We start from the raw sequence: 17,604 nt of genomic DNA, 5'->3' as shown, positions 1-17,604 counted from the left end.
GTTAAGTGAAACAAGCAGGGAGGCGGCGAGTCAAGCGGGACCGCGCTCAGTCCCAGGGGTCGGGCAGACCGGGCGCCGGCTCCGGCCGCTCGGGGCCGGGCACGCGGGCGACGTGCTCGAGCAGCCCGAAGCCGGTCCTCCCGGCCCGCACGAAGTCGAACGGCGTGTACCCGACCCTGACCCACGTGTCCGAGCCGCCGCCGGGCCGCAGGAACGCCACGTGCTGGTAGCCCTCCGAATGCCGCGGCGCACCGGTGACCACGGTCGCCGCTCCCAGCTCACACGTGACGTCCCATGGGACGCCGCGCTCCGGGCCCGACACGCGGATCTCTCGGACGTCCAGCCGCTTCATCGCGTTGTGGAGCTGGAGCGCCGCCAGCCGCCCGTCGGCCGCCGCCTCGGTGCGGGCGGCGTAGAGGCCGGAGTCGTCCTGGAACACCGCGTGGACGCGCGATCCGGCACGGACGGCGGTGCTCGCGAACGGGCTCCGGCTCGACCACGCCTGGCCTGAGACCCGGTGGATCACACTGCCCACCGCGAGGGTGCCGGTGAGGCGGTGGGCCTGGGCGGTCACCGCCATTCCCCCTCCGGTCGCGTCCCCGAGCCGGGCCGGCGGCGCCAGCGGCGCCAGCGCGACGTCGAGAAGCAGGGGGATCCGGCCCGCCCGCCGGGGCCGCTCAGTCCCGCCCAGTTCCAAGGGCTCACCCGCTTCCCGGGCGCCGACCGCGATCCGCAGCGCGGAGCGGCCGGCGGCCTCCGCGGACGACAGGTCGAAGTCGTGCCGGCCGCCGGCCGGTCCCGTTTCGGAACACAGGGACTGGCCGGAGTCCAGGAAGGCCACCACCCGGGCCGTCCGGGTCCGCCCCTCCCCGCGGACGGACACCGAGATCACCGCGCCCGGATCCGCGCACACGAACACCCAGTCGCGATGGGGGGCGGCGGTCTCCGGTTCTGCGGGCGGGGCATCATGCAGCATGCGGGCCAGGTTACCAACTAACCGGTTGGCTGGCTACAATGCTCCGGAGCCGCACCACCCGCCGGGGCGGCGGCCGCCCGAGGAGGAGGGACCACGCCATGGGCATCTCACTCAGCCCCGAGGAACTCCAGGAGCTGTTCGGCACGCACGGCGAAGCCGTCCTGGCCACGACGGCTCCGAGCGGGGCCCCGCTGCCGCTGCCCGTCTGGTACGTCGTGCTGCGCGGCGAGATCTACGTCAGGACGCCGAGCCGCGCCAAGAGGCTGCGGCACATCGCGAAGGACCCGACCGTCGGCTTCCTCGTACACGACGGCGTGCGGTGGAGCGAGCTCCGGGGGGTGCTGCACACGGCGAACGCGGAGATCGTCTCCGACGCGGGCACGGTGGCCGAGGTCGAGCGGGCGCTGGCCGAGCGGTTCGCCGAAAGGCTGCCGCCGCCGCTCCCCGGTCCGGTGGCCGAGCGGTACGACGACTCGGTGGTCCTGCGCGTGGTGCCGCTGCGGGAGCCGGTCTCCTGGGACAACCGCAAGATCAGGGTCTAGGCCCCGGACGGGGCCCCGAGCGCGAGGGCCCGGCGCCGCACGGCGGCCGGATCGGTGCCGATCACCGACACCACCGGCACCGTGACGCCGGCGTCGGTGTACGCCGCGATCCCGGCCCGGACGTCCTCCTCGGTGCCGGTGAGGAACAGCTCGTCGATCACCGCGTCCGGCACGGCGGCCACGGCGGCGCGCCGGTCGCCCGCCCGCCAGGCCCGCCACATCGCCTCCAGCGCGGGCCCGCGGCCGAGCCAGCGGTGGTAGGCGCCGTAGACGCCGGTGCTCAGGTAGGCCGCCACGAGCGGCCGCGCCAGGTCGCGGGCCGCGCCGGCGTCCTCGGCGCAGACGGTGAAGAGACGCCCCACGACCTCGGCCCCGGGGTTCGCGTCGAGCACGAAGGGGAGCACGGTGCGCACGTCGTCGGCGCTCAGCCAGTTGAGGATCACGCCGTCGCCCTCCGCGCCGGCCAGCCGCAGCATCCGCTCCCGGAGCGCGGCGACCAGGATCCGGGGCCGGTGCGGTGGCGTCCGCCCCAGGCGGAACCCGTCGATGCGGATGGTGTCCGATGCGAACGTGACCCGCTCGCCCTCGAAGGCCCGCCGCAGGAACCGGATCGTGTCGCGCATCCTGCTGTAGGGCCGCTCGAACTCCGCGCCGTGCCACCGGGTGACCATGTTCTCGCTCGAGGTGCCGATGCCGAGGCGGATCGGCGCGGCGCTCAGCTCGGCGAGGCCGAGCGCCTGCATCGCCAGCAGCGCGGGGCTGCGGCTGAAGACGCCGGCGATGGACGTCCCGACCCGGAGCCCGGGCCGGGACAGGGCCGCCACCGTCAGCGGGGCGAACGCGTCCGCGGCGGTCAGCTCGCTCGTCCAGACGTCGGTGTACCCTGCCGCGGCCGCGTCCGCCAGGATGCCGGGCAGCTCGCCGAGGGGCTCCTCGCCGATCGGGAGGGTGAGCCCGATCCGCCTCGTTCCGGCTTCCACCCGCTCAGTCCCCCGCCCAGCGCGGCGCCCGCCGCTCGGCGAAGGCGCGGGGGCCCTCGGCCGAGTCCGGGTGCCGCCAGTGATCCATGATCGCCTGCCAGCCCTCCTCCATCGACGTCCGCAGGAGCTTCGCCTCCAGTGACCGCAGCGCCTTGCGGGTGGCCGCGACGGCCGCAGGGGAGTTCGCCGCCACCAGGGCGGCCAGCTCGCGTGCGCGCGGGAGCAGGTCCGCGTCGGGGACGACCTCGCTGACCAGGTCGCACGCCAGCGCCCCGGCGGCGTCCAGCCGCTCGCCCCGGCCGAGGAGGGCCAGGCGCAGCAGTCGCGGGACGGGAACGCGGAGTGCCAGGGAGACCGGCTCGAGCGCGCTCACCTGCCCCACCGAGACGTGCGGGTCGACGAACGCCGCGGACTCGGCAGCGATCACGATGTCCGCGTCCGCCACGAAGTGGAGGCCGCCTCCGGCGCAGATCCCGTTGACGGCCGCGATCACCGGCACGTCCAGGTGCGGTCCGGGCAGGAACGCCAGCTCGTCGTCCACGCCGGCTCCCCGCGGGCTGCGCTCGCCCTCCAGGTCGCCGACGTCCGCCCCGGAGCAGAACGCGCGCCCGGTCCCGGTGAGGACCACGGCGCGGACCGTCCGGTCCCGCGCGGTGCCGCGCCACAGCTCGGTCAGCTCACCGGTCATCGCCCGGTCGAACGCGTTCATCCGGTCCGGGCGGTTCAGTGCCACGTGCAGGACGGGCCCGTCGGCGTGCACCGCGATGGTCTCGTAGCTCATTGTCGTGCCCCTTCAGCGGTTCCGCGGCAGCCCCAGCACGCGCTCGCCGATGATGTCGCGCTGGATCTCCGACGTCCCGCCGTAGATCGTGGCGCCGAGCGACTCGATGCGGTCCTCGATCAGCTGCGGGTCGGTGAGCCCGGCGGGGCCCGCCGCCTCCATCGCGAAGCGCGTGGCCCGCTGCGCGGTCTCCGACCCGAACGCCTTGAGGACGAGGAACTCCGGGGCCTCCCGGCCGGCCATCCGCTCGAAGACGGTGCGGAGCCCGGTGAACCGGATCGCCTCGGAGTCGGCCAGGAGGCGGCCGAGCCCGGTGAGCTGCTCGTCGTCGAGCGCGCCGCTCCGGAGCAGGGGGTCCACGGCCTGCTCGATCTCCAGCCAGTTGCCGACCCAGATCATGTCGCGCTCGTGCTCCAGGCTCTCCGACGCGACGCGCCAGCCCTCGTTGAGCGGACCGAGGAGGTTCTCGGCCGGGATCCGGACCTCGTCCAGGAACACCTCGCAGAACGCGTCGACCGATTCGGCCGCCCGGGGGATCGGCCGGATGTCGACGCCCGGGGAGTGGAGGTCGAGGATGAGGCACGAGATGCCCGCGTGCCTGCGGGCGTCGGGGTCGGTCCGCGCGTAGAGCGTGGCCCAGCGGGACTGGTGGGCCTGGGTCGTCCAGATCTTGGCGCCCGTGACGACGAAGTCCGCGCCCTCCCGCCGCGCCTGGGTCCGCATGGAGGCCAGGTCCGAGCCGGAGCCCGGCTCGGACATGCCGAGCGCCCACCATTCGTCGCCGCGCAGCACGGGCCGCAGGAGCCGGTCCCGCTGCTGCGGCGTGCCGAATCGGCGCAGGCCCGGCGCGACCACGCCGACGCCCTGGACGTTGTGGATCCGCGGGACCCGGCGGCGGGCGCCCTCGATCCGCACCGAGAGCGCGTCGCCCGGCGCGAGCGAGCGGCCGCCGAGGCCCGGCTCCCAGTCCGGCACCAGCCAGCCCGCTTCGAACTGGGCGACCTGGAAGTCGGTGCGGAGCCGGTCGTCATGCCGGTAGTGGTCGACGCGCTCGGCGTAGTCGCCGGGCAGCACGCCGGCGAGGAAGTCGGCGTACTCGGCCAGGACGTCGCTCATGCGGGCACCCCCCGCCGCGCCACCGCGGCCCGCCGGTAGCAGACGGCGGCCGAGCCGAGGAACGGCGCGGTCTGCTGGGCCCGCCGGAAGAACAGGTGCGCGTCCGACTCGAAGGTCATCCCCATCGCGCCGAGCACCTGCACGAGAGCGCGGGAGGCGTCGACCGCCGCCTCCGAAGCCGCCGCCTTCGCCAGCAGCGACAACTCGGTCCCCGAGGACGCGGACGGTCCCGCGAGGGCGACGGCCGCCGCGCGGGTGAGCGAGCGTGCGCGCTCCACCGCGATGTACACGTCGGCGAGCCGGTGCTTCACCGCCTGGAACGCGCCGATCTTCCTGCCGAACTGCTCGCGGTCGAGCGCGTGGCGCACGGCCCGGTCCAGCGCGCCCGCCGCCGTGCCGGTCAGGTCCGCCGCGACGGCCGTGCGCGCGGGCGCCAGCACCGCGTCGAGCGCCCGCGGGTCGTCCGCGTGCGACAGCGGCGGCGCCTCCCCCGCGTCGAAGACGGCCACGGGCCGGCTCGGGTCCACGTGCCGGTGGTCCTCGGCCGGTCCGAGGTGCGCGGTATCGAACTGCGCGACGGTCACCCCCCGCTCGCGCGGCACCACGACGGTGAGCCGCTCGGCGAGGACGCCGTCGAGGACGACCAGGCGCCCGGCGACGGGGCCGTCCGCCACCGCGAGCGCGGCCGGACGCGCGGGCTCCAGCGGAAGCACCCCGGCCCGCGACAGCGTCTGCAGCGACATCACCGTGGCCAGCAGCGGCGCGGGGACGAGCACCTCCGCCGCGGCCTCGAGCAGCGCGGCCGTGTCCACGAGCGTGCCGAGGCCGCCCGCGGACTCGGGCAGTCCGATGGACGGGTACTCGGCGCCGGACACCGCGGCCCAGGCGCCCTCGGGCTGCGATCCGGCGTCGAAGCACCCGCGGACGGCCTCCAGGGGGAACCCGCCCGCGAGGTGGCGGCGCACCGTCTCGGCCAGCTCACGGCGCTCGTCGGTGAGGACCAGGTCGCGCCAGGAGTCGAGCGTGCTCCCCGACCACCGCTCCTCCGCCGCCGCCGGGCTCATGGACGCACCCCGGTGGACGCGCCGGACCGGTCGCGGCGTCCGCGCGCGAGCCGCTCGGCCAGTGCGTCCATGGCGGCGTGGGTGTCCGGATGGTCGAACAGCACGAGGTGGCTCGCGTACTCGGCCTGCAGCTGGTCCGTCATGCCGCCGGCGAACGAGGCGCGGAGCAGCCGCTTCGCGGCCAGGACGCCGAGCGGCGGCATGGCGGCGATCCGGGCCGCCAGCTCCATGGCGCGCTCCAGCAGCTCCTCGTCGGGCACCACCTGGGAGACCAGCTTCAGCTCGCGCGCCTCGGACGCGTCCAGCAGGCGCCCGGTGAACAGCAGCTCCGCGGCGGCCGACAGGCCGACGATGCGCGGGAGCAGCAGGCTGATGCCGAGCTCGGGCGAGAGCCCGATCGGGGCGAACCCGGCGCCGAGCCGCGCCGAGGCCCCGGCGATGAGCACGTCGTGGAGCAGCGCCACGCCGAAGCCGCCGCCGACGGCGGGTCCGTTGACCGCCGCGATCGTCGGCTTCTCCAGGGCCCACATCCGCTCCGTCCAGCGCCCGGCGTTCCCGAGCCGGTCGGCGCTCCGCTGCCGCTCGGTGAGCGGCGGCAGGCCCGTCTCGCCTCCGATGCGGTTCCCGGACAGCAGCTCGCGGGCGGGCGGCCGCGCGCCGCCCGCCAGCTCCGCTGCGTCGGCGCCCACGCAGAAGCTGTCGCCGGCACCGGTCGTGACGACCACGTGGACGTCGTCGTCGTCCGCCGCCTCGCCGAAGGCCGCCGCGAGGTCGCGGAGGACCGTCCCGCCGATGGCGTTGTGGCGGTGCGGGCGGTTCAGCCGCACCAGCATCACGTGGCCGTGCCGCTCGACGAGCACGTCCCCGTCCGGCGCCGTCATGCCGAGGCCCCCTCGGGCCGGCGGTCGTGGCGGCTCGCGACGAGCCCGAGCCCGGGAAGGTCCCACATGGCGCCGGTGACGCCCTCGTCCCGCAGGACGTGCTTCATCACGCGGCTCAGCGCGTTCACCGGGAGCTCGGCCCGGACGTCGACGTACCGGGGCACGGCGAAGTACGGGACCTCCCAGCGGAGGAACTCGAAGAAGCCCTCGGGCGTCAGCTCCGCGCCCTCCTCCAGGACGATGCTCGCCTTGATCTCCTCGTCGCCCACGGCCGCCGGGACTCCGGACACGGCGACGTCCTTGACGGCGGGGTGCCGCCGGATGGTGTTCTCCAGGGCCAGCGCGGAGACGTTCTCGCCGCGGCGGCGCAGGACGTCCTTCTTCCGGTCCACGAAAGTCAAACAGCCGTTGGCGTCCATGCGCCCGTGGTCGCCCGTGTGGTGCCAGAGGTTGCGCCAGGTCTCGGTGGTGATCTCGGGCTTGTTCCAGTAGCCCGCGTACATCGCGTTGGGCACCTTGGGCCGGACGACGATCTCCCCGGCCTCGCCGAGCGGCACCTCGTCGTCGGCGTCGTCAACGATGCGCACCTCCAGGAGCGGCGAGACGAGTCCGGACGTCGCCCGGTCCCGGAAGCCGCCGGGCGCGCTGTTGGTGATCGGCACGCACTCGGTCTGCCCGTAGCCCTCGGACATCACGGGTGTGCCGAAGCGCTCCTCGAAGGCCCGCTGCTCGGGCTCCCCCAGCGGGACCCACACCGCGAGACGGAACCGGTGGGCGGCGTCGCCGGGCCCCGGCGGCTGCGCCAGCAGCATGTGGGCCATCGGCCCGACCCCCACGAGCATGGTGGCGCCGTCGGCCGCCGCCTCGGCGATGAACGTCGAGGCGTGGAACTCCGGTGCGATGCTGATGGTCGCGTCGTTCACCAGCGCCGACATGAACGCGACCATCTGCCCGCTGGTGTGGAACATCGGGAAGCCGGTGAACATCCGGTCCCCCGGGACGACCCATCCCCGCAACCCGTAGGCCCTCCCGACCGCCACGTAGTAGCCGGAGCCGAGCATGCAGCCCTTCGCGGCGGCGGTCGTGCCCGACGTGTACATGATCGCGAGCAGGTCGCCCGGCGCGGACGCGTGCTCCGCCCTGCCGCGTCCGGACAGCAGCTCGCCGTACGGCAGCGTCCCCGCCTGCGGCTCGTCCACCAGCACGGTGTGCCGGATGCGCGTCGCGCCGAGCAGACCGCGCGCGGCGTCGTAGCCGCCCTCGTCCGTCACCAGGACCGACGCGCCGCAGTCGTTGAGCTGGTAGGTGAGGAAGTCGCCCTTCAGGTAGTAGTTGAGCGGCACCTGGACCACGCCGGCCTTGGCGGCGGCCAGCATGATCTCGACGGTCTCGACGCAGTTGGGCAGGAGGGTGGCGACCATGTCCCCCGGGCCGATGCCCAGCCGGGAGAAGCCCGCCGCCAGCCGGTCGGTGCGGTCGTCGAGCTCGGCGAAGGTGAGCCATCCCGAGCCGCAGCGGACGAACGGGCCGTCCGGGTCCGCTTCGAGCCGCCGCCGGAACTCCGCGTCGACCGTCGTCTGCGTCAAGGCCGCCGCGCCGTAGTCGTCCACGGTCACTCCCTGGTCTCTGGCCCGACCGCTCACCGGCGCGAGCTCCTGTCGATGGTCAGCCCCAAGTCCTGGAAGTCCAGCGTGCGGGGCGCGTTCCAGGCCTCGCGGAGCTTGTGCTTCTGGACGCGGCCCATGGCGTTGACGGGCAGCTCGTCCATCACCTCGACGTACCGCGGCACGGCGTAGTACGGGAGGTTCTCGCGGAAGTACTCGAACAGCTCCTCCGGAGCCGGGTCGGCGCCCGGCTCGAACACCAGGCACGCCTTGATCTCGTCCTCGGACAGCTCCGACGGCGCCGCGTGGACCGCCGCCTGGGCGATGCCGGGGTGCCGGACGATCGCCGCCTCCAGCTCGACCGAGGACACGTTCTCCCCCCGCCGGCGCAGGGCGTCCTTCTTCCGGTCGACGAAGTGGAGCGTGCCCTCCTCGTCGAAACCGCCGAGGTCGCCCGTGTGGTGCCACAGGTTCCGCCAGGCGTCCATCGTGGCGGCCTCGTTGCGCCAGTAGCCGGAGAAGATCGAGTACGGTTCGAGCGGCCGGACGACGATCTCCCCCACCTCGCCGGCCGGCAGCACGTTGTCGCCGTCGTCGACGACCTGGACGTCCAGCCAGGGCAGCGCCTTGCCGCAGCTGGGGCGGTCCCGGCCCTCCCGGACGCCGTCCATCGTGGCGGGCAGGACCTCGGTCTGGCCGTAGCCCTCGGCAAGCACGTGCACGCCGAACCGGCGTTCGAATTCGTGCTGGGGCCCGGGCGCCATCGGGATGAAGACGGCCCGCTCCAGCTCGTGGTCCCGGTCCTCGTCACTGGGGGGTGTGGCCAAGAGCGCCGCTCCGATGGCCCCGACGGCCCACAGCTGGGTGGCGCCGACCTCCCGGGCGCGGGCGATCAGGGTCGAGGCGCGGAACTCGGGCTCGAAGGCCACCCGGCACCCCGCCACGAGCGCGTCCATCAAGGCGCTCAGCCCGAAGCCGTGGTAGAGCGGCAGGGTGGTGATCGAGGTGTCCGACGGCTCGAACCACCCGAACCTCATGTGCGCCTTGGGCATGTGCAGGAAGTAGCCCTGGTTGATCATGCAGCCCTTGGGCAGCCCGGTCGTCCCCGAGGTGTAGAGGATGCTGAGCAGCGAGTCCGGGCCCGGTTCGGGCCACGTCCGCTCCAGATGGAGGTACAGGTCCCGGAACACGACGACGTCGGCGCCGCTGCCAGCGCCCGTGCCGTCGAGCGCCACGACGCGGATGTCCATCCCCGAGTCCGACACCAGCCGGGTCGCCATGTCGAACGCGGCGGCGTCCACGACCAGGACGCTCGGGTCGGCGTCGGCGAGCTGGTAGCGGAGGAACTCGCCCTTCAGGAACACGTTCAGCGGTACCTGGACCGCACCGAGCTCGGCGCACGCGAAGAACAGGTCGATCGCCTCGGGCCTGTTCTGCATGATCGACGCGACCCGGTCGCCGGGCGAGACGCCGATTCCGTGCAGGCCCGCCGCCAGGCGGCGGGCGCGGTCCTGGACCTCGGCGACCGTCGTCCAGCCGCCGCCGGCCGCGGCCAGATGGGCGTCCGGGTCCGCCGCGACGCGCGCGGCCAGTTGTGCGGGGATCGTCGCGACCTCGTCAGCCACCGCATCCTCCTCTGCCAACCGGTTGGTTGGGTAACCCTAACCCAGATCCCAGTCGCCGCCAAGGGTCAGCCGGGCCGACTTCACCGCCACCTGCAAGATAACCCTCACCTCGACCATCCATGGCAGTGGTCAACCGACCAGTCGGCTGAAATCTTTCGCGGCGTGGAAGTGACGCACGACGACCAGGCGCGGTCCCGGGCGTCAGTACGAGCGCGGCAGGCCCAGCGAGTGCTGGGTGACGTAGTTGAGCACCATCTCCCGGCTCACCGGGGCCGACCTCATCAGCCGGGTGAGTCCCCACAGGTCGCCGATGCCGTACTCGCTGGCGAAGGCGTTGCCGCCGTGGACCTGGACGGCCTGGTCGAAGGCGGCGAGCGCCGTGTCGGCGGCGGCCAGCTTGGCCACGGCGGCCGCTTCGCCCACCTCGGGCAGCCGCCGGTCGAACAGCCAGGCGGCCTTGTGGGTCATCAGGCGGGCGAGTTCGAGCCGGATCTTCACCTCCGCCAGCGGATGGGCGACGCCCTGGTGCGCGCCGATGGGCCGGCCCCAGACGTTCCGCTCCCGCGCGTAGCCGACCGCCTTCCCGATGAAGTAGCGGCTGAGCCCGTTGGCCTGGGCCGCGACGTTCACCCGCTCCGGGTTGAGTCCCGAGAACACCTGCCGCAGCCCCTCGTCGGGGACGCCGCCGACCAGCCGTTCGCGCGGGACCGCCACGTCGTCCAGGTAGACCGAGAACTGCTGGTCCGGCTCCTTGATCTCCATCGGGATCGGCCGGTACTCCAGCCCCTCGGCGTCCGTGTCGACGATGAACATCGTCAGCAGGCCGCGGCCTCGGTCGTCGGTGCCGGTGCGGGCCACCACGAGGACCGCGTCGGCGACGTCCATGTTCGTGATGTACTGCTTGGCGCCCTTGAGCACCCAGCCCGCACCGTCCCGCCGGGCGGTGGTCGAGAGGTTCGGCGCGTTCGAGCCGGCTTCGGACTCGGTGATCGCGAAGGCCATCTTGACGGTGCCCGCGGCGAGGCCGGGCAGCCAGCGCTCCTTCTGCTCCTCGGTGCCGAACTCGTCGATGATCGGCCCGCACATGCCGGCGACGATCAGGTGGATCAGCGGGCACCCCTGGGCGGCCAGCTCCTCGATGACGATGGCCGTCTCGTGGACGCCCCCGCCGCCCCCGCCGTACCTCTCGGGCAGGCTGACGGCGCCGAACCCGCTGTCGAAGACCGCGGCCCACAGCTCGTCGGCGAACCGCTTCTCCCGCGCGCAGGCGGCGAAGTACCCGTGCCCGAACGCCGCGCCCATCGAGGCCACCGCCTCGCGGATCGCCGAATGCTCGGCCGTCTCCTGGAAGTCCATCGCCCGCCCCTGTTGACCGGTGTGCAGCCTCGGGGATACTTTGCCAGCCAACTGGTTGGTTGGGAAGAGGTGACGCCGATGTCTCCGCAGGACGTCTCGCCGCGGCGCGCACGACCGCCCGGCGCGGAGGACGGCGGGTGATCGAGAAGCTCACCTCGGCCGAGCGGGCGATGCGTCTCGTGCGGGACGGGGACGTGGTCGGCCTCCAGTCGGGGCCGACGCAGTGCGCGCCGATGGCCCTGGTGCGGGAGCTGATCCGCGGCGGGGCCCGCGACCTGCACATCGTGACCCTGAGCGGCGGCATCGCCCTGGACTGGCTGGTCGCGGCGGGCGGCGTCGGCCGGGTCACGTTCGCCGCGGCCACGATGGAGCACTTCGGCATGTGCCGGCGGTTCCGCCGGGCGGTCGAGGCCGGCGCCGTCGGCGTGGAGGAGCTGTCGGAGACCGCCCTCCTGGCCCGGCTGGGCGCCGCCGCCCGGGGGCTGCCGTTCCTGCCCACGGCCGGGATGATCGGAACCGACCTGCTGCGCGTGGGCAACCCCGCGGTGAAGGTCGTCCCCGACCCGTTCGGCGGGCCGCCGGTGGTGGCGTGCGCCGCCCTGCACCCCGACGTCGCGCTCCTGCACGCGCACCGCGCCGACAGGTTCGGCAACGTCGCCATGGATCCCGGCCCCCGCCACCCCATGACGGCACTCCTCCCCCGGGCGGCGCGGCGCGTGGTCGTCACCGCCGAGGAGATCGTCGACACCGGCGTGCTCCGTGAGGCGCCCGAGCGGACCGTCCTCCCCGCCTTCCTGGTGGACGCCATCGTCGAGGCGCCGTACGGCGCCCATCCGACCTCGCTCTTCCCCGCGTACGACTACGACGCGGAGTTCATCCGGTCCTGGACGGCCGCCGGCGGCGACGAGGCGGACGCCGCGCGGTTCCTCGACCGCGTCGTCCGCGCCGCGGCGACGCACGGCGACTACGTCGCGATGATCGGGCCCGAGCGCCTCGCCGGCCTCACCCCGGGCGGTGCGCGATGAGCGGCCGGGCGGACGGCGGCGCCGCCCCGGCCGACGACCCCGCGGACGACTACACCGTCGACGAGCTGATGGTGTGCGTGCTCGCCGCCTGCTTCCAGGACGGCGACCAGGTGCTCAACGGCCTCTCGTCGTTCATCCCGGTCTGCGCGATCGAGCTGGCGCGCCGGACCCACGCGCCGGGCCTGGTGTGGATCGCCGGCGGCTCGGGGGTCTCCCCGCGCTCGCCGCGCCTGACGGTCTCGACCTTCGAGTGGCCGCTGTGGCGGGACTCGGTGATGTACGTCGACGTCGCCACCGAGCTGTGGGACTGGGTGGCCGACGAGCGGCTGCTGCGGACGTTCTGCGCGGGCGCCGCCCAGATCGACGCCTACGGCAACGCGAACAACAGCGTCATCGGGTCCTTCGACCGGCCGCGGGTGCGGCTGCCCGGCACCGCGGGCCTGGGGGACATGGGGTCCCTGTCGAAGCGGATCGTCTACTGGGTGACCGACCACTCTCCGCGCACGCTCGTCGAGCGGGTGGACTTCCGCTCCGCGGCCGGCTACCTGGGCGGCGGCGGCGAACGCGCGCGGCTCGGGCTCGGCGGCGGCCCGGACCTCGTCGTCACGAACCTGGCGGTGCTCGATTTCGCGCCGGTGTCCGAGCGGATGCGGCTGCGCTCGGTGCATCCCGGCGTGACCGTCGAGCAGGTGCTCGCCGCCACCGGGTTCGAACCGGTCCTCCCTGCGGAGGTCGCCGCGACGGCGGTGCCGACCGTCCGGCAGGTGGACCTCATCCGGCGCGTCATCGACCCGGAGGGCTACCGCAGGCGGGGCTTCCGCCCGCCCGCCTGACCGCCCGCCGGGCCTTCCGCGGCCCGCTCAGGGGTCTCAGCGGCCGCGGAAGACGGGCGGCCGCTTGGCGGCGAAGGCCGCGAAGGCCTCCGCGACGTCCTCGGACGCCGACGCGATGGCCGCGCCGGCCGCCTCCGCCTCGAGCTGGTCGTCGAACCCGTTCGTGGACGAGGCGTCGAGGAGCCTCTTTGCGAGCCGCTGGGCGATCGGCGGGCCGTCCGCGAGCGTGCGGGCCAGCGACTCCGCCGTGGCCCGGAGCTCGGCGGCGGGCACGACCTGGGCGGCGATCCCCAGTGCGAGCGCCTCGGCGGCGCCGACCGGCTCACCGGTGAGCACCAGCCGCTTCGCGGCCTGCCGCCCGACGATGCGGGGCAGCAGCCAGGAACTCCCGAAGTCCGGCACGAGGCCGCGCTTCACGAAGACCTGGCAGAAGGTGGCGCTGTCGGCGGCCACCACGATGTCGCAGCCCAGCGCGATGCTCATCCCCGCGCCGTACGCGGGCCCGTTGACCGCCGCCACGATCGGCTGCGGCAGCCGGTGCAGCGCGCGGGCGGCCTCGTTGATCCGGCCCATGAGCGCCAGGGTCGACTCGTCCGGCACGGCCTCGGCCAGCTGGGCGCCGGCGCAGAACGCGGTGCCCGCGCCCGTCAGGAGCACCGCGCGGTCCGACGGCGTCCGGGCGATCCGGGTCAGCTCGGCGCCGAGAAGCTCGAACTCCTCGGGGGTCAGGGCGTTGCGCCGCTCGGGCGCGTTGAGGACGACGCGGACCAGGCCGCCGTCCCGATCGACGTCCACGCTCATGCCGCACCACCGCGGGCCCGGGGCGTCGCCTCGTGGTCGGTGGTGATGCGGTCGGTGGTCATGCGGTCGACGGTCATGCGGGGACCTCCTTGCCCGTTCGTCGTCCCGGCGGGCGTCCGCTCGGTCATCGGGGCAGCTCGACTGCCTGCGAGGGGATGCTCCACGACGTCGTGTCCATGATCGTCCCGAGGTTCGCGGCGACGTCCTCGACCGTCGCGCCGGGGTTGGTGTAGCCGTCGGTCAGCGCGATGAAGTTGCGGGCGAACCGGCCCGCGACCGCGTGGAAGATCTCACCGGTCACGGCGCACGAGTCGTGGCACAGGTAGGCGACCATCGGGGCGACCCGGTCGGGCGACATCTCCTCGTGGAGGTCCTCGGGCAGCATCCCGGCCGTCATCGCGGTCGCGGCCCCCGGTGACACGAGGTTCACCTTGATCCCGTAGCGCGCGCCCTCCACGGCGAGCGTGCGGCCCAAGCCCACCATGGCCGCTTTGGCCGAGGCGTAGTTGGCCTGGCCAAGGTTGCCGAACAGCCCCGCCACCGAGGTCGTCATGACGACGCGACCGTACCCCTGGTCCCGGAAGACGCCCCACGCCGCCTGGGTGAGGTCGAAGGTCCCGTGGAAGTGCACGTCGAGGACGTCCTTGAGCTCCTGGTCGTTCATCTTGAGGAAGGAGCGGTCGCGGACGACGCCGGCGTTGTTCACCACGATGTCGAGGCGGCCGAACGCGTGCAGTGCCGCCGTGACCGCGCCGGCGGCGGCTCCCGGCTCGGCCACGGACGCGTTGTGGGCGACGGCCGTGCCTCCCGCGGCCTCGATCTCCTCGACCAGGGCCGCGGCGGGGGTCCGGCCGCCGTCGTCCGCGCGGTCGATGTCGTTCACCACGACCTTGGCTCCGCGCGCCGCGAGCAGCCGCGCGTGCGCCCGGCCGAGACCGCCACCGGCACCGGTCACGATCGCCACCCGGTCGTCGAACCGCAGTTCCGTCATCACTCACCCCTCGGCGTGCCGCGGCCGGACGACCGCTGGTAAGCGGGAAGTATAGCCAACCAACTGGTCGGGTGGGTACAGTCGCGGCCATGAAGAACGCCGTGATCGTCGACATCGTCAGGACGCCCCGGGGCAAGGGGAGGGCCGGCGGAGCGCTCTCCGCGCTCCATCCGCAGGAGCTCCTCGCCGGGGTACTGGTGGAACTGCGGAAGCGGACCGGGCTCGACCCGGCGGAGGTCGCGGACGTGCTCACGGGGTGCGCGAACGCGGTGGGCGTCCACGGCGACAACATCGGCCGGCTCTCCGTGCTCGCGGCCGGCTGGCCGGTCGAGGTGCCCGGCGTGACGTTCAACCGCGCCTGCGGCTCGGGCCAGCAGGCCGTCAACTCGGCCGCCATGATGGTCGAGGCCGGCCAGGCCGATGCCGTCGTGGCGTCGGGCGTCGAGATGATGTCGCACTACCCGCCCCCCTCGCGCATGACCCTCGACGGGGGCAACGAGCGCCTCCGCGCGCGCTACCCGGTCATTCCGCAGGGAATCTCGGCCGACCTGATCGCCGCCGTGGAGGGGTTCGGCCGCGCCGACGTCGACCGGTTCGCCGCGGAGTCCCAGCGCAGGGCGGCCGCCGCGATCGCCGAGGGGCGTTTCGCCGCGTCGATGGTCCCGGTCACGGACGCCGCCGGCCGGGTCGTCCTCGACCGCGAGGAGCTGCCGCGGGACACCACGGAGGAGGCGCTCGCGGCCCTGCCGCCGTCCTTCGAGCGGCTCGGCGCCGCCGCCGTCGAGGGCTACGACCGCAGCTTCGACGCCATGGCGCGCGAGGTCTATCCGGAGGCCGGCGAGATCGCGCACGTCCACCACGCCGGCAACTCGTCCGGGCTGGCCGACGGCGCGGGCGCCGTACTGGTGACCGGCGAGCGGTACGCGCGCGAGCGGGGCCTGCGGCCGCGGGCGCGCGTCGTCGCGACGGCGACGGCCGGCGCGGAGCCGGTCATCATGCTCACCGCGCCCGGCCCGGCGGCCGAGCTGTGCGCGCGGCGCGCCGGGATGTCGCTGGACGACATCGACCTCTTCGAGGTCAACGAGGCGTTCGCGTCGGTCGTGCTGCGGTTCGCCCGGGAGACCGGTGTCGATCCCGGCCGGATCAACGTCAACGGGGGCGCCATCGCGCTGGGCCACCCGATCGGCGCCAGCGGCCCGATCCTGCTCGCCACCCTGCTCGACGAGATGGAGCGGCGTGACCTGTCCACCGGACTGGTCACCATGTGCACGGGCGGGGGCATGGGGACGGCCACCATCATCGAGCGGATGTGAGCCTCAGCGTGGACGGGCCCCGCACCGGCCCGTCCACGCGGGTCGCCGGGACCCGGCCGGGTCCCGGCGACCGGCGTCAGGACGCCTGCCGGCGGTGGGCCTCGGCCAAGCTCCGCGCGGCGCCGTAGTCGGCCTTGCCGTTGGGCCCGCGCGGGACGACGTCGACGAAGACCACGACCTTCGGCGCCTTGTAGCCGGCGAGCCGCGCCTTGACGTGCGAGACCACGTCGTCCGCGCCGAGCGACCGGCCCGGCTCCAGGCTGACGATCGCCGCCACGACCTGCCCCCACTTCGGGTCGGGGATGCCCGCGACGAGGACGTCGGCGACCGCGTCGTGGTCGAGGATGACGCCCTCGACCTCCTCGGTGAAGATCTTCTCGCCGCCGGAGTTGATGCACAGGGAGTCGCGGCCCATCAGCTGGATGGCGCCGTCCTCCAGCACGAGCGCGTGGTCGCCGGGGATCGCCGAGCGGACGCCGTCGATGACCGGGAAGGTGCGCTCGGTCTTGCCGGGGTCCTTGTAGTAGCCGAGGGGCAGCCGGTTGGTCACGACCAGCTTCCCGACCACCCCGGAGCCCGGGGCGACCGGCCGGCCGTCCGGGTCCAGCACGCGGAGGTTGGCGCCCGGGGTGAACCTTCCGGTCGGCGGGACGTTCCCCCGCGTGGCCACCGACCAGCCCATGCCGAACCCCTCCGAGGAGGAGAAGCCGTCCAGGATCGAGGCGTGCGGCCAGTGCTCCAGGAGGGCCCGCTTGCTGGCCTCACTCAGCATCCCGCCCGAGGTGAGGACGTTGCGGACGGAGGTGCTGTCCCAGCGGCCGGGCCGCTCGTCCAGCGTCGCGAGGATCTTGTGGGCGAAGGCCTCGCCCGCGATCGTGAGGCTGGCCACGCCGAGCCGGTCGATGAGGTCGAGCAGTTCCCCTGCGTCCAGGTTCGGCTGGACCAGCGAGCCGACGCTCCCGCCCTGGTGCATCGCGATGGCGGCCCCGAACCAGCCGCTGCCGTGCATCATCGGGCTGCAGGAGACGTGGGCCGGGCCAGGCCCGTTGACGGCGGCCCGGATGGAGGCGTGCGCATCGCCGTCGAGGTCGAACGACAGCTCCGCGACGTCGTTGATCTGGCGGAGCATGTCCTCGACGCGCCACATCACGCCCTTGGGCAGCCCGGTCGTCCCGCCCGTGTAGAGCAGGAACAGGTCGTCGCCGCCGCGTCCCCACGGCGAGCGCACCGCTCCCTCCGCGGAGGCCGCCGCCTCCTCATACGGGACGGCCCACTCCGGGCATGGATCGGTTCCGTCGTCGACATGGAGGAACCGGCGAAGCCGCGGCGACGCCCTGCGGATCGACTCCAGCCTCTCGGTGAAGGATCCGTGGAAGACCACGGAGGTCACGTCCGCGTCGTCGAAGAGGTAGCGGAGCTCCTCGTCCTGGTAGCGGTAGTTGGTGTTGACGGCCGGGATGCCGATCTTGAACGCGGCGTGCTGGACCTCCATGTACTCGGGGCTGTTGCGCAGGTAGAGCGCCACCCGGTCGTCCTTGCTCGCGTCGGCGTCGAGCAGGGCGGCGGCCAGCCCGTTCGCCCGGCGGTCGAACTCGGCCCACGAGAAGGTGCGATCGCCGTGCACCTGGGCCAGCGCCCCGGGGATCTCCTCGGCGACGGTCTCCCAGACCGTCGCCGGGTTCCAGTCGAACTCCGACGTACCCACCTGCGCCTCCT

17 protein-coding genes are annotated in these 17,604 nt (G+C 73.9%); 4 read left to right on the top strand and 13 right to left on the bottom strand.

Going from position 1 to position 17,604, the window contains the following annotated elements; genetic code table 11:
* Positions 1–46: 46 nt before the first annotated feature.
* A complete protein-coding gene (locus E1266_RS04005) occupies positions 47–976 on the bottom strand; it encodes a hypothetical protein (protein WP_132043840.1) in 930 nt (309 codons plus the stop codon).
* Between the two features lie 98 nt (positions 977–1,074).
* Between E1266_RS04005 and E1266_RS04000 the strand changes: the two genes are divergently transcribed.
* Positions 1,075–1,518, top strand: a complete 444-nt coding sequence (locus E1266_RS04000) for a pyridoxamine 5'-phosphate oxidase family protein (protein ID WP_165965920.1) — start codon at positions 1,075–1,077, stop codon at positions 1,516–1,518.
* Here the strand turns inward: E1266_RS04000 and E1266_RS03995 are convergent.
* The 8 genes from E1266_RS03995 to E1266_RS03960 form a co-directional block, all read right to left on the bottom strand.
* Complete coding sequence (locus E1266_RS03995; protein ID WP_132043836.1) at positions 1,515–2,498, bottom strand: LLM class F420-dependent oxidoreductase; 984 nt, start codon at positions 2,496–2,498, stop codon at positions 1,515–1,517. The two genes, E1266_RS04000 and E1266_RS03995, sit on opposite strands and share 4 nt — an antisense overlap.
* A gap of 4 nt (positions 2,499–2,502) precedes the next feature.
* Positions 2,503–3,279: an enoyl-CoA hydratase/isomerase family protein gene (locus E1266_RS03990; protein WP_132043834.1), complete on the bottom strand. Its 777-nt coding sequence runs from the start codon at positions 3,277–3,279 to the stop codon at positions 2,503–2,505.
* A 12-nt stretch (positions 3,280–3,291) separates the two neighbouring features.
* Positions 3,292–4,395 carry an acyl-CoA dehydrogenase family protein gene (locus E1266_RS03985; protein WP_132043832.1) on the bottom strand — a complete coding sequence of 368 codons (1,104 nt, stop codon included), beginning with the start codon at positions 4,393–4,395 and terminating at the stop codon, positions 3,292–3,294.
* Positions 4,392–5,459 (bottom strand): acyl-CoA dehydrogenase, encoded by a 1,068-nt coding sequence (locus E1266_RS03980; protein WP_132043830.1) that lies wholly within the window; start codon positions 5,457–5,459, stop codon positions 4,392–4,394. The genes E1266_RS03985 and E1266_RS03980 overlap by 4 nt, the downstream gene beginning before the upstream one ends.
* Positions 5,456–6,340 carry an enoyl-CoA hydratase/isomerase family protein gene (locus E1266_RS03975; RefSeq protein ID WP_132043828.1) on the bottom strand — a complete coding sequence of 295 codons (885 nt, stop codon included), beginning with the start codon at positions 6,338–6,340 and terminating at the stop codon, positions 5,456–5,458. Before E1266_RS03975 ends, E1266_RS03980 begins: the two co-directional genes overlap by 4 nt.
* Positions 6,337–7,950, bottom strand: a complete 1,614-nt coding sequence (locus E1266_RS03970; RefSeq protein WP_165965919.1) for an AMP-binding protein — start codon at positions 7,948–7,950, stop codon at positions 6,337–6,339. The genes E1266_RS03975 and E1266_RS03970 overlap by 4 nt, the downstream gene beginning before the upstream one ends.
* Before the next feature lie 29 nt (positions 7,951–7,979).
* Positions 7,980–9,569 (bottom strand): AMP-binding protein, encoded by a 1,590-nt coding sequence (locus E1266_RS03965; protein ID WP_165965918.1) that lies wholly within the window; start codon positions 9,567–9,569, stop codon positions 7,980–7,982.
* Positions 9,570–9,770: 201 nt separating this feature from the next.
* Complete coding sequence (locus E1266_RS03960) at positions 9,771–10,925, bottom strand: acyl-CoA dehydrogenase family protein (RefSeq protein WP_132043822.1); 1,155 nt, start codon at positions 10,923–10,925, stop codon at positions 9,771–9,773.
* A 137-nt stretch (positions 10,926–11,062) separates the two neighbouring features.
* Here E1266_RS03960 and E1266_RS03955 point away from each other — a divergent pair, with 137 nt between their 5' ends.
* Positions 11,063–11,950: a CoA-transferase gene (locus E1266_RS03955; RefSeq protein WP_132043820.1), complete on the top strand. Its 888-nt coding sequence runs from the start codon at positions 11,063–11,065 to the stop codon at positions 11,948–11,950.
* Positions 11,947–12,783, top strand: coding sequence for a CoA-transferase (locus tag E1266_RS03950; RefSeq protein ID WP_132043818.1), 837 nt, complete (start codon positions 11,947–11,949; stop codon positions 12,781–12,783). The genes E1266_RS03955 and E1266_RS03950 overlap by 4 nt, the downstream gene beginning before the upstream one ends.
* Before the next feature lie 36 nt (positions 12,784–12,819).
* On the opposite strand, the gene E1266_RS03945 is transcribed toward E1266_RS03950, so the two are convergent.
* The 3 genes from E1266_RS03945 to E1266_RS03940 are packed head-to-tail and all read right to left on the bottom strand — an operon-like array spanning position 12,820 to position 14,575.
* Positions 12,820–13,584, bottom strand: a complete 765-nt coding sequence (locus E1266_RS03945; protein WP_132043816.1) for an enoyl-CoA hydratase-related protein — start codon at positions 13,582–13,584, stop codon at positions 12,820–12,822.
* Positions 13,581–13,712, bottom strand: a complete 132-nt coding sequence (locus E1266_RS39810; protein WP_279436300.1) for a hypothetical protein — start codon at positions 13,710–13,712, stop codon at positions 13,581–13,583. Before E1266_RS39810 ends, E1266_RS03945 begins: the two co-directional genes overlap by 4 nt.
* The gene (locus E1266_RS03940) at positions 13,709–14,575 is read right to left on the bottom strand and encodes an SDR family NAD(P)-dependent oxidoreductase (RefSeq protein ID WP_207945405.1); all 867 of its coding nucleotides are present in this window, start codon (positions 14,573–14,575) and stop codon (positions 13,709–13,711) included. The genes E1266_RS39810 and E1266_RS03940 overlap by 4 nt, the downstream gene beginning before the upstream one ends.
* An 89-nt stretch (positions 14,576–14,664) precedes the next feature.
* Between E1266_RS03940 and E1266_RS03935 the strand changes: the two genes are divergently transcribed.
* Positions 14,665–15,888 (top strand): acetyl-CoA C-acyltransferase, encoded by a 1,224-nt coding sequence (locus E1266_RS03935; protein WP_132043814.1) that lies wholly within the window; start codon positions 14,665–14,667, stop codon positions 15,886–15,888.
* 76 nt (positions 15,889–15,964) lie between these two features.
* On the opposite strand, the gene E1266_RS03930 is transcribed toward E1266_RS03935, so the two are convergent.
* Positions 15,965–17,593, bottom strand: coding sequence for an AMP-binding protein (locus E1266_RS03930; RefSeq protein ID WP_165965917.1), 1,629 nt, complete (start codon positions 17,591–17,593; stop codon positions 15,965–15,967).
* Positions 17,594–17,604 lie beyond the last annotated feature (11 nt).

Origin of the sequence: Actinomadura sp. 7K534 (assembly GCF_004348575.1) — a bacterium.
GTDB classification, from domain to species: domain Bacteria; phylum Actinomycetota; class Actinomycetes; order Streptosporangiales; family Streptosporangiaceae; genus Spirillospora; species Spirillospora livida.
This window is presented reverse-complemented; position numbering and strand designations above follow the sequence as displayed.

Bases quoted from the DNA above. Each gene is read 5' to 3' on its own strand.
- E1266_RS04005 (WP_132043840.1), bottom strand. From the start codon at position 976: ATGCTGCATGATGCCCCGCCCGCAGAACCGGAGACCGCCGCCCCCCAT.
- E1266_RS03980 (WP_132043830.1), bottom strand. From the start codon at position 5,459: ATGAGCCCGGCGGCGGCGGAGGAGCGGTGGTCGGGGAGCACGCTCGAC.
- E1266_RS03945 (WP_132043816.1), bottom strand. From the start codon at position 13,584: ATGAGCGTGGACGTCGATCGGGACGGCGGCCTGGTCCGCGTCGTCCTC.
- E1266_RS03990 (WP_132043834.1), bottom strand. From the start codon at position 3,279: ATGAGCTACGAGACCATCGCGGTGCACGCCGACGGGCCCGTCCTGCAC.
- E1266_RS39810 (WP_279436300.1), bottom strand. From the start codon at position 13,712: ATGACCGAGCGGACGCCCGCCGGGACGACGAACGGGCAAGGAGGTCCC.
- E1266_RS03935 (WP_132043814.1), top strand. From the start codon at position 14,665: ATGAAGAACGCCGTGATCGTCGACATCGTCAGGACGCCCCGGGGCAAG.
- E1266_RS03940 (WP_207945405.1), bottom strand. From the start codon at position 14,575: ATGACGGAACTGCGGTTCGACGACCGGGTGGCGATCGTGACCGGTGCC.
- E1266_RS03975 (WP_132043828.1), bottom strand. From the start codon at position 6,340: ATGACGGCGCCGGACGGGGACGTGCTCGTCGAGCGGCACGGCCACGTG.
- E1266_RS04000 (WP_165965920.1), top strand. From the start codon at position 1,075: ATGGGCATCTCACTCAGCCCCGAGGAACTCCAGGAGCTGTTCGGCACG.
- E1266_RS03985 (WP_132043832.1), bottom strand. From the start codon at position 4,395: ATGAGCGACGTCCTGGCCGAGTACGCCGACTTCCTCGCCGGCGTGCTG.
- E1266_RS03960 (WP_132043822.1), bottom strand. From the start codon at position 10,925: ATGGACTTCCAGGAGACGGCCGAGCATTCGGCGATCCGCGAGGCGGTG.
- E1266_RS03950 (WP_132043818.1), top strand. From the start codon at position 11,947: ATGAGCGGCCGGGCGGACGGCGGCGCCGCCCCGGCCGACGACCCCGCG.